Here is a 14,288-nt window from a genome sequence, read left to right as displayed (position 1 = left end):
CGCTCCTTGTCACGTGATGGCGGGCCTACTTCGCCTGCCACGCATACCAGCGCTCCGCGATGGCATCGCGATTGGCAGCCCAGTAGTTCATGTCGAGATTGATCTGACCATCGACATGGGCGTCAGGCAGCGCCTTGACCGCATCGGCGGGCATTTCGGCCTTTGCCTTGGTGTTGATCGGCGCATAGCCGCTGGCTTCGGCGAATTTCGCCTGGCCGGTCGGGCTGCTTGCCGCGGCCAGGAACTTCATCGCCGCGTCCTTGTTCTTAGCGCCCTTCGGCACGACCAGCACGTCGGCGGCCGTCAGGTTCTGGTTCCAGGACACGCCGACATCGGCGCCGTCCTTCTCCAGCGCGAAGACGCGGCCGTTCCACAGCTGGCCGAACGCCGCCTCGCCGGAGGCGATCAGCTGCTGCGATTCCGCGCCGCCGCCCCACCAGACGATGTCGGACTTGATGGTGTCGAGCTTCTTGAAGGCGCGGTCGAGATCGAGCGGATAGAGCTTGTCGGCCGGCACGCCGTCGGCGAGCAGCGCAATCTCGATGACGCCGGGCGCCGACCATTTGTAGAAGGTGCGCTTGCCCGGATATTTCTTCACGTCGAACATGTCGGCCCAGCCTGCCGGTTCGCCGGAGACGGTGCCCTTGTTCCAGGCCAGCACGAAGGAATAGTAGAAGCTGCCGACGGCGTGATCGGTGGTGAAGCGCGGGTCGAGGTCGGCCTTCGGCACGGCGTTGAAATCAATCGGTTCGAGCAGGCCGTCCTTGGCCGCTTTGATGGCGAAATCCATCTCGACGTCGACGACATCCCAGTTAACGCTGCCGGCATCGACCATGGCCTTCAGCTTGCCGTAGTCGGTCGGGCCGTCCTGCAGGACCTTGATGCCGGATGCGGCCGAAAATGGTTCGGCCCAGGACTTGGTCTGTGCTTCCTGGGTCGTCCCGCCCCAGCTGGTGAAGACCATGTCCTCGGCTTTTGCGGCGGTGGTTGCCAGAAGTCCGGCAAGAATGCCGGCGAAGATCAGTTTCATGTCGTTCTCCTCTGTTTGTTGTCGTTGTTCATTGCACTGCCGGATCGTTTTTGCCCGGCGGTGTTTCCTGTCAGCGGCGGCTACCGCATGACGAAAGGATCGGGGATTGGCTCGTCCGAGGTGCGGATCCAGACCGATTTCGAGCGGGTGTAGTCGCGGATGGCGTCGAGGCCGCCTTCGCGGCCGAGTCCGGACTGGCCGTAGCCGCCGAAGGGCACCAGCGGCGAGACGGCGCGGTAAGTGTTGATCCAGACGACGCCGGCGTGGATGCCGCGCGCCATGCGATGCGCCTTCGCGAGATTGGTGGTAAAGACGCCGGAGGCGAGACCGAAGGGTGTATCGTTGGCGAGTGACAGCGCCTCAGCCTCGCTGTCGAAGGCAAGCACGCTGAGCACTGGTCCGAACAGTTCCTCGCGCACGCAGGCCAAGGTTTGGTCAGGCGCTTCGATGATCGTTGGCGCGTAGTAGAAACCGTTGGTCTTGCCCTGCGGCCGCGCGCCGCCGGTGACCAGCCGGCCGCCGCCGGCGAGGCTTTCGGCGACGATGCTTTCGATCCGCTCGTGCTGGCGCAGCGTGGCGAGGGGGCCCATTTCGGTGGCGGGATCCTGCGGGTCACCGATGGCGATGGCTTCGGCCTTCCGCTTCAGGCGGGCGAGGAACTCGTCCTTCACCGAACGCTCGACCAGCAGCCGCGAGCCGGCGACGCAGCTCTGGCCGGTGGCAGCAAAAATGCCGGCCACGACGGCGTTGGCGGCGCTGTCCAGATCGGCGTCGGCAAAGACGACGACCGGGCTTTTGCCACCAAGTTCGAGTGTCGTGTAGGCGAGGTTTTCCGCCGTGTTGATGACGATCTGGCGGGCGGTCGACGGACCACCAGTGAAGGCGACGCGAGCAACCAGCGGATGGCTGGTCAGGCGGTGGCCGCAATCATGGCCGAAGCCGGTCAGGATGCTTATCGTGCCGGCGGGAAAGCCGGCTTCGTGGACGAGTTCGGCGAAGGCGAGCAGCGGGGCAGGGCCATCCTCGGAGGCCTTTAGAACGGCGGTGCAGCCTGCCGCGAGCGCCGGACCGAGCTTGACCGCCGACAGGAAGAGCTGCGAATTCCACGGCACGATGGCGGCAACGACGCCGATCGGCTCCGGCCGGATCGTCACTTCCATGTCGGCCTTGTCGATCGGAACAAACGCGCCTTCGTGCTTGTCGGCCAACCCGCCATAGTAGCGATAGTAGTCGCCGACATAGGCGATCTGGGCGCGGGTCTCGCGGATGATCTTGCCGGTGTCACGGGTCTCGAGTTCGGCCAGCCGGCCGGCGTTGGCGACCACCAGGTCGCCGAGTCGCACCAGCAGCTTGCCCCGTGCCGTCGCTGTCATCGACGCCCACGGACCGGAGCGTAGCGCCCGATGCGCGGCTTCGACGGCGCGGTCGACATCGGCAACCGTTGCGGCCGGCATCTGGGCCCACGGCACGCCCGTTGACGGATCGATGCTGTCGAACGTCTCCGTCGACTCGACGAACTGGCCGTCTATGTAGTTTTTGAATGCGGCGGTGCTCATCGCGGCCCCGCCTCCTGGAAAGCCGGCATCACCTTGTCGATGAAGAGCTGCAGCGACTTCTTCTTGCGCTGGTGCGAGAGGCCGCTGTCGATCCAGATCGAGTACTGGTCGTAGCCCTGGGCTTCATAGGTCTTCAGCCTGGCGATCACCTCGTCGGCTTCGCCGATGACGAGATTCTGCCGGATCTTGTCCGGCGCGTATTGCGGCATGGCTGCGATCTCGGCCTCGGTCAGCGGCTCCAATATGCCCTGGCGCACCGGCTTCTTGTTCTGGAACCAGGCGCCGAACTGGCAATAGAATTGCGACAGGTCCTGCGTCAGGCGATCGGCATCGGCCGCGTCCTCGGCGACGAAAGTGTGCATCAGGAGCATGATCTCGGGCCGCGGTATTTCCGGATGGGCGGCGCAGGCCGTGTTGAAGCGTTCCATGAGGCTCGCCACTTCGCCATCGCCGGAGGCAAGCGGTGTCACCTGCACGTTGCATTTGTTGGCGACGGCAAAATCGTGCGAGTTGGGGTCGCGCGCCGCCACCCAGATCGGCGGGTAGGGCGTCTGCTGAGGTTTGGGCGACGACGTGGTCGCAGGGAACGTCCAGAACTCGCCGGAGAGCCCGAAATCGCCGTCCCACAGGCCGCGCAGCGCCGGTATCATCTCGCGCATGCGCTGGCCGGCGCCCCACGCGTCCAGGCCGGGGAAGAGCCGCTCGTATTCATAGCTGTAGGCGCCGCGCGCGATGCCGATGTCGAGCCGGCCGCCGGTGATGACGTCGGCCATCGCCGCTTCGCCGGCAAGCTTGATCGGGTGCCAGAAGGGCGCGACGATGGTTCCGGTGCCGAGCCGGATGGTGCTGGTCTTTGCGCCGAGATAGGCGATGTTGATGAACGGGTTCGGCGAGATGGTGAATTCCATGCCGTGATGCTCGCCGATCCAGGCCGTCTCGAAACCGGCCTGCTCGGCCAGCAGCACCAGTTCCTCCAGCTCGGCGACAAGCTCGGAATGCGGCTTCGTCAGATCCGAGCGTTCCATGTGGACGAAAAGCGAAAACTTCATCGGCTTCCCCTGCGACCGGATTGAAGGGCTGCGGAGGGGGCGGGCCTGGCCAAGGGCCGGACTTCGCCTTCCACCTCGTTGCCGACATAGACGCCAAATGCATCTTCGGTGCGTTCGCGCACATAGCGGGTCAGCATCGAACGAACCGCCGGGTCGGCGATGTTGAGATCGGCGATCTGGTCGATGTCGACAAGCCTGACCTGGCGATCGCCGGAGGCGGGAGCGTCGGCCGTTCCCCGGTAGTAGACATGCGAGCGTGTCGGATCCGCCGCATCGTCCCAGACGGCAAACAGGAAGCCGAGTTGTGCTCCGATGCCCTTCGCGGCAAGGCGCCCCTTGAGGCTGCGGGCATCCTGCGGCGTGCCCAGCCCGCGGCCGGCCGGCAGTTCGTGCAAGCCATCCGGTGTTTCGAAGAACAGTACGCGGCCCTCGTTTTCGAGGATGGCGCCGACCTCGGTCCCTTGAGGTGCCGCCGCCAGCGCCTCCTGGCTGAGGCCCGGCGTGACATAGGTGCCGCGGCAATAGCCGAGCGGCTGCGCGCCATTGTGGGTGAAATCGCGGACACGGCCGATGAGGATCGAATGGTCACCGGCATCGACCAGTTGCTCCATGTCGCAATCGAACACGGCGACCGAACCGTCGATCAGGGGATTGCCGGTCTGTCCGGATTGCCACGCCACGGCGGCGAACTTGTCGGCGGCCTTGGAGGCGAAGATGCCGGATTGGGTTTTTTGCGCCTCCGACAGGATGTTGATCGCGAAACCTTTGGAGGTCGAAAAAGTCTGGTGCCCCAGCGCCTTCTTGGCAATGCAGACCAGCACCAGCGGCGGCTCGAGCGAGACCGAGGTGAAGGAGTTGGCGGTGAAGCCGCGGGGTTCGCCTTCCGCGCCGATCGCCGTCACGATGGTGACGCCGGTCAGGAAGGAGCCGAGCGCGCGCCGGAATTCAGTGGCGTCGAAAGCAGGATCGGTGCCGACGGAAGCATCCGCAGCCCTGTCGAGAAACGCCCTGATATGGTGAGTCACTTTTTCGGGCGAAGCGATTGTCATCATGTGCTTTTCGCCGCTCAGAACCAGGCATTGGCCGTTTGGCGCAAGCCGCGCCATCGCTGCCGACATGGCCGGCGTGGAGTTCCTGTCTTCCGATCCGGTCATGAACAGGACTGGTGCGGCAAGTCCGGCCAGACGATCGACATGCTCGGTATCGGCACGGGCAAACAGACGGTAGGTGCGGGCGTAGCCCTGCGCGTCGACGCTTTCGAGCGCGGTGCGAGCGGTTGCGGCAGCGCCGACAAGATCGGCCGGGATCGGATCGCCGAACCAGCGGGCAATCGTTGCGGCAATGGCTTGTGGGTCGCCGTGACCGCCGAGCGCCGCCGCGCGCTCGCGCACCGCCTGGGCGAGGGCCGCAGGGCGGCGGAAGACCGCGCTGAGGCAGACGATGGAATTCACTCGGGACGGCGCGCGAAGTGCGATCTCCTGGGCGACGAGTGCACCCATCGAATGGCCGATCACGGCTACGGAAGCGAGACCGAGATGGTCGAGCAAGGCAATTGCCTGGTCGGCAAAATCCGACAGTTCGGCATTTTCCGGCGGCAGGGGTGAACCGCCATGGCCGAGCATGTCGATGGCGACCACGTCGTGGCGGTCTTTCATCATCTCAATCTGAGGCTGCCAGATCGCGGCATTCATGCCGACGCCGTGGATGAAAAGCACCGGCGCTCCGGAGCCGGCGCGGATGAAGCCGGTGCCATTGGGAGCCGTGCGTCGGATCAAGGCGGCGACGTCAGCCATGCAAATCACCGACCTCCTTGAGATCCTGATAGCGGTCGCCGATGCGATGGTGCGGACGGCCGCCGATGGAGGCGCCGAGCGCCACCACCAGTTCGTCGGGGGCGGGCGCATCGCCGATCTGGAAATGCACGGTCAGATAGTGAGAGCGGCGGCCTTCGTCGTTCTTGTCCATCAGCGGGATCATGATCGGCGTGTTCGGTCCGCCGCGCAGATTGGTGAAGGCGAGATAGGTCTTGGCGCCGACGGCGCGGCGATAGTGGTTGCCGAAATGTAGCGTGTGGATCAGCGCCGATGCATGCTCGATCTCGCCCGACGTGCCGCAGATGGCGGCCTTGCCATAGCCTTCGATGGCTTCGCCCGAACCCGCGACGGCGATGATTTCCCGCGTCAACAATTCGCCCAGGACGGGAGCGATGGCGCGGATCTCAGGCGAAAGATCTTCGGTGAAACCGCGTCCGGCCCAGGGGTTCGTCAGCACCGCGGCGACGCCGATCAGACGCAGCGGCCGGGGTGCCGTCTTGCCGCCCTCGATCAGCGTGTTCTCGATGTAGGTGACGGTCTTTCGAATGGCTGGTTTCATCAGATGTCCTTGGTCGCGACGGCGCCATGCAACGCCGCCATCCCTATATCGTCTTATGGTATACCATGCTATGGAGCGCCAAGAACCTTGTCAACCGGTCATGGAATCTGTTTTGTGGCAGCGCGAGGAGGCGGAGAGAAAATGTCAGACGATACGCTGCGGATCGACCGCTCCGCCAAGACGCTGAGAACGCTGGCGCTGGAGCGCATGCGCGAGGCGATCATGGATTTCCATTTCCAGCCGGGCGAGCGGCTGGTCGAGCGGCCGCTCTGCGACCAGCTTGGCGTCAGCCGGTCGGTGGTGCGCGAGGTTCTGCGGCAGTTGGAGGCGGAAGGCCTGGTGCAGATGATCCCGGGCCATGGGCCTGCCGTGGCCAAGCCCGATCTCGGCCGCACCGACGAGATCTATGAATTGCGGGCGCTGCTGGAGGGCATCGCCGCGCGGGCCTGCGCCATGTCGGCCACGGACGAGCAGATTTCCTTGCTGGACAGCGCGCTGGCCAATCTGTTCGACGCATGGGCGTCGGGGCAGCCGGTCGAGGTGATGCGAGCGACGGCCAAATTCTATGAGGTGCTCTTCGAGGCGGCGGACAAACGCATTGCTTGGGAAATCGTCAACGGGCTGAATGTCCGCATCAACCAGTTGCGCTCCATGACCATCGCCTCGGAGAACCGCCGTGAGCCGGCGATCGCCGAAATGACCGGGATCATGGATGCCATCCGCTCACGCAAGCCGGAAGAGGCCGAGGCCGCGGCGCGGCGGCATGTCGAATCCGCCTGGAAGATCGCGCGCAACGCGCTTCGGCTCGGCTCACTCGACTAGCATCGGGTCCGATCTTGCGGGCGGCAGCGTCGCCGAGCCACGATTGATCAGATCAGTTCTTGTCCACCGGCTTCGAGCGCATCCTAGAAACGGTCTCGCGCTCGGCGCGCTTCGAGCGCAGCGGCGGTAGGCCGCGGTCGATCAGATCCATGTCCTCCAGCACCATGTCGCCCATGCGCTTGAAGGCGATGTCGAGCGCTCCGGCGCGGTGGGCCGAGCGCAGGAAGCCGGGCAGGGCGCGCACGGGATGGTCTCGAGCCAGCGGCTCTTCCGGGAAGACGTCGCTGGCGGCGACGATGTGGCCGCTGCGGACAGCGTCCATCAACGCCTGAAAGTCGACGACACCGGCGCGGCTGAGCAGGATGAAGGCTGCCCCTTCACGCATTTTCGTGAAGGCGTCGGCGCCGAGAAAGCCCTGGTTCTCGCTGGTCACCGAGGCGACGACGAAGACGAAGTCGCTGGTGGACAGGACATCATCGAGCGAGGCCGGCTCGACGCCATTGTCGATGAGGATCGATGGCGGCAGCCAGGGGTCGAAGACTTTTGTCCTGGTTCGGAAGCCGGACAGCAGGCGATTCAGTGCACGCCCAAGGTCGCCGAAGCCGATGATGCCGACATCGGCGCCCGACAGCAGCCGCGCTTTCTGGTTGCCGTCGCCGCCCCACAGTTCCTTGCCCTGCCGGAAGGCGACGTCGGCATCGACGATGCCGCGCGCAAGGTTGAGCGCCATGGCAAGGCCGAGTTCGGCCACCGGCTCGGCAAACACCAGCCCGGTGGTGACGACATGGATGCCGCGCTGAAACAGCGTCTCGTAAGGCATGTTGTTGAGGAGGTTGGTCTCGACATTGAAGATGCAGCGCAGCGCCTTCAGGCTTTCGAGTGTCTCAGGCGCGATCGGTGGCTGGCCGACGATGTAGCGCGCCGCGGCCAGCACATCCGGCGGCAACCCGGCGACGCCTTCGGGCGTTGTTTCGACGATGCGATACTTCTTGCGAAAAAGCGCCAGCTGCGGCGGCGTGAAGATCAGGTCGAGCGTGCGGGGCTCGGGCGCGCTGATGACCAGCGGCAAAGCATTGTCGGGCATGATGCTCCTCCTGGCGCGATCGTATCACGCCATTCACCTCTGTGTTTTACGCATGATTAAACGATTTACAACTGCGAAAAATCGATTTATCGATTACCAACGGCGCGGCAGGGGCAGTGACCTGCCCTCGGGAGTAGGATAATGGCGCATCGGCAAGCCCAGCGGCGTTCGTCGATCCACGACGTGGCTAGCCGCGCCGGCGTGTCCGCGGCCACGGTCTCCAAGGTTCTGGCGGGCGTCACCACGGTGAAGCCCGAAAATGCGCAGCGTGTCTTCGATGCCGTCGAGCATTTGGGCTACCGTGTCGATCCGCTGGCCTCCGACATGCGGCGGGCGAAGCGCCGCATCATCGGCGCCATCATGCCCGAATTCGAGAGCGAATTCTTCGGCCAGATGGTCAGCGAACTCGAGGGCCTTGCCGAGCAGCGCGGCTACACGCTGGTGGCTGCCTCAAGCCGTGAGTCGGAAGCACGCGAGAAGGAAGTCCTTGCGCGCATGCATGACTGGCGGGTCGCCGGCGTGGTACTGGCGCCGGTGCGCAATGAGCATGGCCCGGCAGCCGGCTTCATGAAGGCCAATGGCATGACCGGTGTGCTGATCGACCGGGTGCTTGCCGACGATGCCTTCGACACGGTCTCGGCCGACAGTGCTGCCGCCAGCGCCGAGGTGGCGCGCGAACTGATCGGCAAGGGGCACCGCCACATCCTAGTCATTGGCCTTGGTCAGCAGGCAGCGACGGTGCGCGCCCGTCTCGACGGGTTTCGCGCCAAGGCGCTGGAACTGGTGCCGGACGTGCGGATCGACGTCGTGCTTTCGGAGAGCGAAGTCGAGCCGTTGCGTGCGCTGTTGCACGACTATTTCGACAAGGGCGCCAAAAGAGGTGAACGACCGACGGCGGTCTATTCGCTGTTCCTCAAGGGCACGCTGGTGGCGCTGTCGGAATTCCGCCGGCGCGGCTGGCATTGCCCGGACGACATCTCGCTGGTCGGCTTCGACGATGCCGAATGGATGCAGGTGACATGGCCGGCCATCGCCGCAGTTGTGCAGCCGGTCCGGCAGATCGCCGCCCAGGCAATGGATGTGTTGTTTGCCAGGATCGATGGCGGGGATGGCCCGCCCAAGGCGCGGCTCGAGCCATGCAAGGTTTTGATGCGGGAATCCGTTGGCTCGCCAGGCAGCGGCCCGCATTCCGGGGGAGGAAACCGACAATAGCCCCCATTGTCGACAACCAAGTGGCGCCGCACCTGGCTTTGGCTCGTGGCGCGTGACATCAAAAGGGAGGAAGACATGAAAGCATTGGTTCTAAAGATAAATCGATTTACTCTTGCCCTCGGCGTCGCTCTGGCGGTTTCGGCCATCGGTGCGGCGAAGGCTGAGGACGGCGAATACGGCGTGCTGATGAAGACGCTGGCCAATCCTTTCTGGGGCGCGATGGGCCAGGGCGTCGAGGATGGCGCCAAGGAAGCCGGCGTGAAGTATTTCCAGCAGGCGGCCGAAAGCGACCAGGCGGCCGAGCCGCAGCTCAACCTCTGCAACACCATGCTCGAGCGCAAGCCCGTGGCAATGATCACTGCCGCCATCAACTCCACCAATCTGCTGCCCTGCCTGAAGGCGGCGCAGGGTGCCGGCATCAAGGTCGTCGATCTCGACGGCAATCTCGATCAGGCGGTGCTCGACAAGGAAGGCATCAAGATCACCTTCCGCATCGGCTCCGACAATGTCGCGGCCGGCGGGCAGGGCGCCGAATATCTGGTGTCCAAGCTCGGCAAGGACGCCAAGGGCCCGGTGCTGGTCATCGAAGGCCTGTCGGGCAACATTACCGGCGAGAAGCGCGCCAAGGGTTTTGCCGACAAGCTGAAGGAACTGGCGCCGGGGCTGGAAGTGGTCGCCTCGCTGCCCGGCGACTGGGATCGCGGCAAGGCGGCGTCGATCGCGACCGACACGCTGACCGCGCATCCGGATCTCGTCGCCATCTTCTGCGCCAATGACGGCATGGCGCTGGGCGCGGTCGAATCCGTCTATGCCGCCGGCAAGGGCGAGCAGGTGACGATCATCGGCGTTGACGGCAATTCGGATGCCGTGAAGTCGATCAAGGAAGGCCGGCTCAACGCTTCCGTGGCGCAGCTTCCCTATCTGGTCGGTAAGCAGGCGGTCGAGAACGTCAAGAAGGCGATCGCCGGCGACAAGGTCGAGGAGAACATCGCCGTGCCGACGCTGGTGCTGACCAAGGATGTGCTCGACGCTGGCAAGGAGCCGATGCTCGAATATGTGAAATAGTCCTCCCGGACAGGCTGGCGCGGGTTTAGCCTGCGCCAGCCAACTTCTTTTCTCGCAAGCGAGGCAACATGGCTTCCGAAATGGCGCAGCCCGGTTTCTGGGCTCGGGTGCAGCGTGCATCCGTCGAACGGCTCCACATAAGGCTGGAATCGCTTGTCGTGCTTCTGGCGCTGAGCGCGGCGATGGCGGTTCTGTCGCCCTTCTTCCTGTCGCTCAGCAATTTCCTCAACATCCTTTTGGCGACCTCGACGATCGGCGTGCTGGCGATCGCGGCCACCTTCGTCATCGGTTCTGGCGGGCTCGACCTGTCGCTCGGCTCGGTCATGGGGCTGGCGGGCGTGGCCGGCGCCTTCGTTGCCGTCAATCTCGGCTGGCCGTCGGTGTTTGCGGTCATCGCCTGCATCCTGGCTGGCGGGCTTGCCGGCTACATCAACGGGCAATTGGTCACCCGCGCGTTCGTGCCCGCCTTCATCGTCACGCTCGGCATGCTCGGCCTGGCGCGTGGTCTGGCGCTGGTCATTTCGCAGGGCAGGGCGATCTACGGCCTGCCGGCGGCGATCGTCTATATCGGCCAGGGCCGGCCGTTCGGCATTCCGATGCCGGTCATCCTGCTGGTGCTGACGGCCATCGTCGCGCATTGCGTGCTCGCCTATACACGCTTCGGCCGCCACACGCTGGCGCTCGGCGACAGCGAAGGTGCGGCGCGCGCCGCCGGCATCCGCGTCGAACATCACCGCCGCATCATCTATACGCTGTCCGGGGCGCTCGCTGGCCTTGCCGGCCTGCTGTTCACCGCCCGCGTCAACGCCGGCGACCCGACGGCCGGCATCAATTACGAGCTGACCGCGATCACCGCGGCGATCATCGGCGGTACCAATCTGTTCGGCGGCCGCGCCTCAATCCTCGGCACGATGATCGGCGCGCTGATCATGGGCGTGCTGCAGAACGGGCTGACGCTGCTTGCCGTGCAGTCCTACTACCAGCAGATGGCGATCGGCGCGGTGCTGATCCTTGCGGTGTTCATCGACCAATATCAGGTCCGGAAGGAGTCGCGCGTATGACCCTTCTTTCGCTCCATGGCATTCGCAAGAGTTTTGGCGCGGTCGACGTGCTGCATGGCGTCGACCTTTCGGTTGCGGCAGGCGAGGTCGTCGGCCTCGTCGGCGATAATGGCGCCGGCAAGTCGACGCTGATGAAGACTATTACCGGTATATACCGGGCCGATTCCGGCTCGATCGAATTCGACGGCAAGGACATTCTCACGCTCGATCCCGGCCAGCGGCGCGAACTTGGCATCGAGATGATCTATCAGGACCTGTCCTTGGCCAAGCAACAGGACGTGGCCGCCAACATCTTCCTCGGTCGCGAGCCGACGAAGAAGCTGTTCGGCCTGTTTCCGGGTATTGTCGACAAGGCCGAGATGGACCGCCAGGCCGCGAAAATGATCGAGCGGCTCGGCGCGCATCTGCCTTCGATCAACCGCTCGGTCGGCTCGTTCTCGGGCGGCCAGCAGCAGACGGTGGCGATCGCCCGGGCGCTGACCTTCAACCCGAAGCTGGTGATCATGGACGAGCCGACTGCAGCACTTGCCGTGCGCGAGGTGCAGAGCGTGCTCGATCTGATCCGGCGGCTGAGGTCGGAAGGCATCGCCGTCATCCTGATCTCGCACCGGCTCAACGACGTGCTCTCGGTCACCGACCGTATCGTGGTGCTTCGCCACGGCCGGGCGGACGCCGATCTCGTCACCGCCAAGACCAACATGAACGAAGTCGTCAGCCGCATCGTCGGCGGCGGCGATACCAGCGCCGCGGCGGCGCATGAACAACGAGGCTGAACCTTATGAACACTTTTGGACTGCACACTTTCGCCATCGCCCCGGTCTGGGACCTGGCGCGCATCGAGCCGCAGATGGACCGGCTGAAGGAATACGGCATCGGGCTGATGGAGATCCCGCTGCTGCGACCTGAGGAGATCGACACCAAGCGCACCCGCGCCTTCGCCAATCACTATGGCGTCGAGCTGATCCCGTCGCTCGGCCTGCCGCGCGCGCTAGACGTGGTCGAGCGGCCGGACGAGGCGCTGGATTTCCTCGAACCGGCCTTCAAGGTCTGCAACGAGGTCGGCGCCGAGGCCCTCGGCGGCGTCACCTATGGCACGATCGGCAAGACCACCGGGCGGGCGCCGACGCGCAAGGAAATCGACGGCATGTGCCGTTTCCTCGAGCGGGCGGCGAAGGCGGCAAAGTCACGCGGCCTGAGGCTCGGCATCGAGCCCTGCAACCGTTATGAGACGCATCTGATCAACCGCGGCATCGATGCAACGAGGATCATCGAGCGCATCGGCGCGTCCAATATCTTCATCCACCTCGACACCTACCACATGCATATCGAGGAGGAGAGCTTTGCCGCCGGCTTCGAGGCGGCAGCACCCTTCCTCGGCTATGTGCACGTGTCGGAGGCCAATCGCGGCGTGCCGGGACGCGGCATGCTCAACTGGGCTGCCTGCATGAAGGCGATCGCCGATATCGGCTATGAGGGGCCGATCACGCTGGAAAGCATGAACCATGTCGACGTCGACATCGCCGGCGGCCTCGCGGTGTGGCGCCCGGTGGCGGAAGACCCGCGCGACGTCATCGAGGTCGGGCTGCCGTTCCTGCGTGAGGAAGCGCGCAAGGCCGGGCTCACTCTCGGATAGCACCGCTCCGCTCGTTTCAGTGGCGACCGAAAGCAGCGCCGGCGGAAACCATGGCCGCCTTCGCTTCGGATTCCCTATCCAGGAGGTTAACAATCGACGACTTATTTTCATTTTACATCACCATTTCTGCATGAGAGACCAGACCGATGCGGTCGAAAACCCTGCTGGAGGCTGGGTGGCTGCTGAGGGAGGAAAGCCATGAAACGCATGCTTCTGGCCGCGGTGGCGGCGATAGCGCTCAGCGGAACCGCTGGTGCGGAGACGATCAAGGTCGGCGTGGTAGGGCCGTTCTCCGGTCCATTCGCCATCCAGGGCAAGAATTTCAAGGCCGGCATCGACGCCTGGATGGCGTTGAACGGCGCCAAGGTCGGCGACGACGACGTCGAAATCGTCTATCGCGACCTTCCGGCAGCCAACCCCGCACAAGCCAAGGCACTTGCCCAGGATCTGGTCGTCAAGGAGAGCGTCCAGTATCTCGCCGGATTCTATTTCACGCCCGATGCGATGGCGGTCACGCCGCTTCTCGAGCAGGCGAACGTGCCGATGGTGATCATGAACGCGGCCACGTCGGCGATCGTGACCAAGAGCCCGCTCGTCGTGCGCACCTCCTTCACGCTCTGGCAGACGTCGGTACCCATGGCAAAGGTGGCGACCGCGCGCGGCATCAAGAAGGTCATCACCGTCGTCAGCGACTACGGCCCCGGTGTCGATGCCGAGACGGCTTTCTCGACCACCTTCAAGGCGGATGGCGGCGAGATCGTCGAGTCGGTTCGCATGCCGCTTTCGACGACCGATTTCAGTCCGATCATGCAGCGCGTGAAGGACTCCGGCGCCGAGGCCGTGTTTGCCTTCCTGCCGTCCGGTCCGACCACCCTGGGCTTCCTGAAGTCCTACAACGAGAACGGCCTCAAGGGAGCCGGCATCCAGTTCCTGGCACCTGGCGACCTGACGCAGGAATCCGATCTGCCAGCGCTGGGCGATACCGCTCTCGGCGTGACGACCACCTTCCATTATTCCGTCGCGCATGACTCGCCCGAGAACAAGAAGTTCGTCGAGGCGGCGCGTGCCGCGATCGGCAACCCGGCCGAGCTGTCCTTCCCGTCGGTCGGCGCCTATGACGGCATGCGGGTGATCTACAAGATGATCGAAGCGACCGGGGGCAGGCAGGATGCCGCCAAGGCCGTCGACGCCGTCAAGGGCATGGCCTGGGAAAGTCCGCGCGGACCAGTGTCGATCGATCCCGAAAGCCGCCACCTCACGCAGAACATCTATTTGCGGGAGGTCGCCAAGGCCGCTGACGGCACCTACTACAACAAGGAGATCCAGACGTTCGCGAACATGGCCGATCCCGGTCTCGCCGCCGCCAAGTAACCTTGCCGAGGCGAGCCCCCAGCCGCCAGATC

The 14,288-nt window shown here is 64.6% G+C and carries 13 protein-coding genes; 7 read left to right on the top strand and 6 right to left on the bottom strand.

From position 1 onward, the window contains the following. Positions 1 to 25: 25 nt before the first annotated feature. The 5 genes from A6B35_RS23800 to A6B35_RS23780 all read right to left on the bottom strand — a co-directional run bounded on the left by A6B35_RS23800 (position 26) and on the right by A6B35_RS23780 (position 6,008). On the bottom strand, positions 26 to 1,030 hold the full coding sequence (locus A6B35_RS23800) for an ABC transporter substrate-binding protein (protein WP_006204656.1): 1,005 nt from the start codon (positions 1,028 to 1,030) through the stop codon (positions 26 to 28). An 80-nt stretch (positions 1,031 to 1,110) separates the two neighbouring features. Next, positions 1,111 to 2,586, bottom strand: coding sequence for an aldehyde dehydrogenase (locus A6B35_RS23795; protein WP_006204657.1), 1,476 nt, complete (start codon positions 2,584 to 2,586; stop codon positions 1,111 to 1,113). Continuing rightward, a complete protein-coding gene (locus A6B35_RS23790) occupies positions 2,583 to 3,635 on the bottom strand; it encodes an LLM class flavin-dependent oxidoreductase (RefSeq protein ID WP_006204658.1) in 1,053 nt (350 codons plus the stop codon). Before A6B35_RS23790 ends, A6B35_RS23795 begins: the two co-directional genes overlap by 4 nt. Further along, complete coding sequence (locus tag A6B35_RS23785; protein ID WP_006204660.1) at positions 3,632 to 5,428, bottom strand: alpha/beta fold hydrolase; 1,797 nt, start codon at positions 5,426 to 5,428, stop codon at positions 3,632 to 3,634. The genes A6B35_RS23790 and A6B35_RS23785 overlap by 4 nt, the downstream gene beginning before the upstream one ends. Next, positions 5,421 to 6,008: an amino acid synthesis family protein gene (locus A6B35_RS23780; RefSeq protein ID WP_006204661.1), complete on the bottom strand. Its 588-nt coding sequence runs from the start codon at positions 6,006 to 6,008 to the stop codon at positions 5,421 to 5,423. The genes A6B35_RS23785 and A6B35_RS23780 overlap by 8 nt, the downstream gene beginning before the upstream one ends. Before the next feature lie 141 nt (positions 6,009 to 6,149). Between A6B35_RS23780 and A6B35_RS23775 the strand changes: the two genes are divergently transcribed. Next, positions 6,150 to 6,830 carry a GntR family transcriptional regulator gene (locus tag A6B35_RS23775; RefSeq protein WP_006204662.1) on the top strand — a complete coding sequence of 227 codons (681 nt, stop codon included), beginning with the start codon at positions 6,150 to 6,152 and terminating at the stop codon, positions 6,828 to 6,830. 52 nt (positions 6,831 to 6,882) lie between these two features. On the opposite strand, the gene A6B35_RS23770 is transcribed toward A6B35_RS23775, so the two are convergent. Continuing rightward, positions 6,883 to 7,914 (bottom strand): hydroxyacid dehydrogenase, encoded by a 1,032-nt coding sequence (locus A6B35_RS23770; protein WP_065518264.1) that lies wholly within the window; start codon positions 7,912 to 7,914, stop codon positions 6,883 to 6,885. Positions 7,915 to 8,055: 141 nt separating this feature from the next. Here A6B35_RS23770 and A6B35_RS23765 point away from each other — a divergent pair, with 141 nt between their 5' ends. From A6B35_RS23765 to A6B35_RS23740, 6 genes are all read left to right on the top strand, one after another. Beyond that, the gene (locus tag A6B35_RS23765) at positions 8,056 to 9,126 is read left to right on the top strand and encodes a LacI family DNA-binding transcriptional regulator (protein WP_006204682.1); all 1,071 of its coding nucleotides are present in this window, start codon (positions 8,056 to 8,058) and stop codon (positions 9,124 to 9,126) included. A 75-nt stretch (positions 9,127 to 9,201) separates the two neighbouring features. Next, a complete protein-coding gene (locus A6B35_RS23760; protein ID WP_050900814.1) occupies positions 9,202 to 10,191 on the top strand; it encodes a sugar ABC transporter substrate-binding protein in 990 nt (329 codons plus the stop codon). Positions 10,192 to 10,259: 68 nt separating this feature from the next. After that, positions 10,260 to 11,252, top strand: a complete 993-nt coding sequence (locus A6B35_RS23755) for an ABC transporter permease (protein ID WP_006204680.1) — start codon at positions 10,260 to 10,262, stop codon at positions 11,250 to 11,252. After that, the gene (locus tag A6B35_RS23750) at positions 11,249 to 12,025 is read left to right on the top strand and encodes an ATP-binding cassette domain-containing protein (protein WP_006204679.1); all 777 of its coding nucleotides are present in this window, start codon (positions 11,249 to 11,251) and stop codon (positions 12,023 to 12,025) included. Before A6B35_RS23755 ends, A6B35_RS23750 begins: the two co-directional genes overlap by 4 nt. Before the next feature lie 5 nt (positions 12,026 to 12,030). Then, positions 12,031 to 12,885 (top strand): sugar phosphate isomerase/epimerase family protein, encoded by an 855-nt coding sequence (locus tag A6B35_RS23745; protein WP_006204678.1) that lies wholly within the window; start codon positions 12,031 to 12,033, stop codon positions 12,883 to 12,885. 198 nt (positions 12,886 to 13,083) lie between these two features. Continuing rightward, the gene (locus A6B35_RS23740; protein WP_006204677.1) at positions 13,084 to 14,256 is read left to right on the top strand and encodes an ABC transporter substrate-binding protein; all 1,173 of its coding nucleotides are present in this window, start codon (positions 13,084 to 13,086) and stop codon (positions 14,254 to 14,256) included. Positions 14,257 to 14,288: the final 32 nt, after the last annotated feature.

This window comes from Mesorhizobium amorphae CCNWGS0123 (genome assembly GCF_001686985.1).
GTDB classification, from domain to species: Bacteria; Pseudomonadota; Alphaproteobacteria; order Rhizobiales; family Rhizobiaceae; genus Mesorhizobium; species Mesorhizobium amorphae.
Note: the sequence above shows the minus strand (reverse complement) of the source record. Positions and strands in the feature narration are given on the sequence as shown.

Bases quoted from the DNA above. Each gene is read 5' to 3' on its own strand.
- A6B35_RS23800 (WP_006204656.1), bottom strand. From the start codon at position 1,030: ATGAAACTGATCTTCGCCGGCATTCTTGCCGGACTTCTGGCAACCACC.
- A6B35_RS23795 (WP_006204657.1), bottom strand. From the start codon at position 2,586: ATGAGCACCGCCGCATTCAAAAACTACATAGACGGCCAGTTCGTCGAG.
- A6B35_RS23790 (WP_006204658.1), bottom strand. From the start codon at position 3,635: ATGAAGTTTTCGCTTTTCGTCCACATGGAACGCTCGGATCTGACGAAG.
- A6B35_RS23785 (WP_006204660.1), bottom strand. From the start codon at position 5,428: ATGGCTGACGTCGCCGCCTTGATCCGACGCACGGCTCCCAATGGCACC.
- A6B35_RS23780 (WP_006204661.1), bottom strand. From the start codon at position 6,008: ATGAAACCAGCCATTCGAAAGACCGTCACCTACATCGAGAACACGCTG.
- A6B35_RS23775 (WP_006204662.1), top strand. From the start codon at position 6,150: ATGTCAGACGATACGCTGCGGATCGACCGCTCCGCCAAGACGCTGAGA.
- A6B35_RS23770 (WP_065518264.1), bottom strand. From the start codon at position 7,914: ATGCCCGACAATGCTTTGCCGCTGGTCATCAGCGCGCCCGAGCCCCGC.
- A6B35_RS23765 (WP_006204682.1), top strand. From the start codon at position 8,056: ATGGCGCATCGGCAAGCCCAGCGGCGTTCGTCGATCCACGACGTGGCT.
- A6B35_RS23760 (WP_050900814.1), top strand. From the start codon at position 9,202: ATGAAAGCATTGGTTCTAAAGATAAATCGATTTACTCTTGCCCTCGGC.
- A6B35_RS23755 (WP_006204680.1), top strand. From the start codon at position 10,260: ATGGCTTCCGAAATGGCGCAGCCCGGTTTCTGGGCTCGGGTGCAGCGT.
- A6B35_RS23750 (WP_006204679.1), top strand. From the start codon at position 11,249: ATGACCCTTCTTTCGCTCCATGGCATTCGCAAGAGTTTTGGCGCGGTC.
- A6B35_RS23745 (WP_006204678.1), top strand. From the start codon at position 12,031: ATGAACACTTTTGGACTGCACACTTTCGCCATCGCCCCGGTCTGGGAC.
- A6B35_RS23740 (WP_006204677.1), top strand. From the start codon at position 13,084: ATGAAACGCATGCTTCTGGCCGCGGTGGCGGCGATAGCGCTCAGCGGA.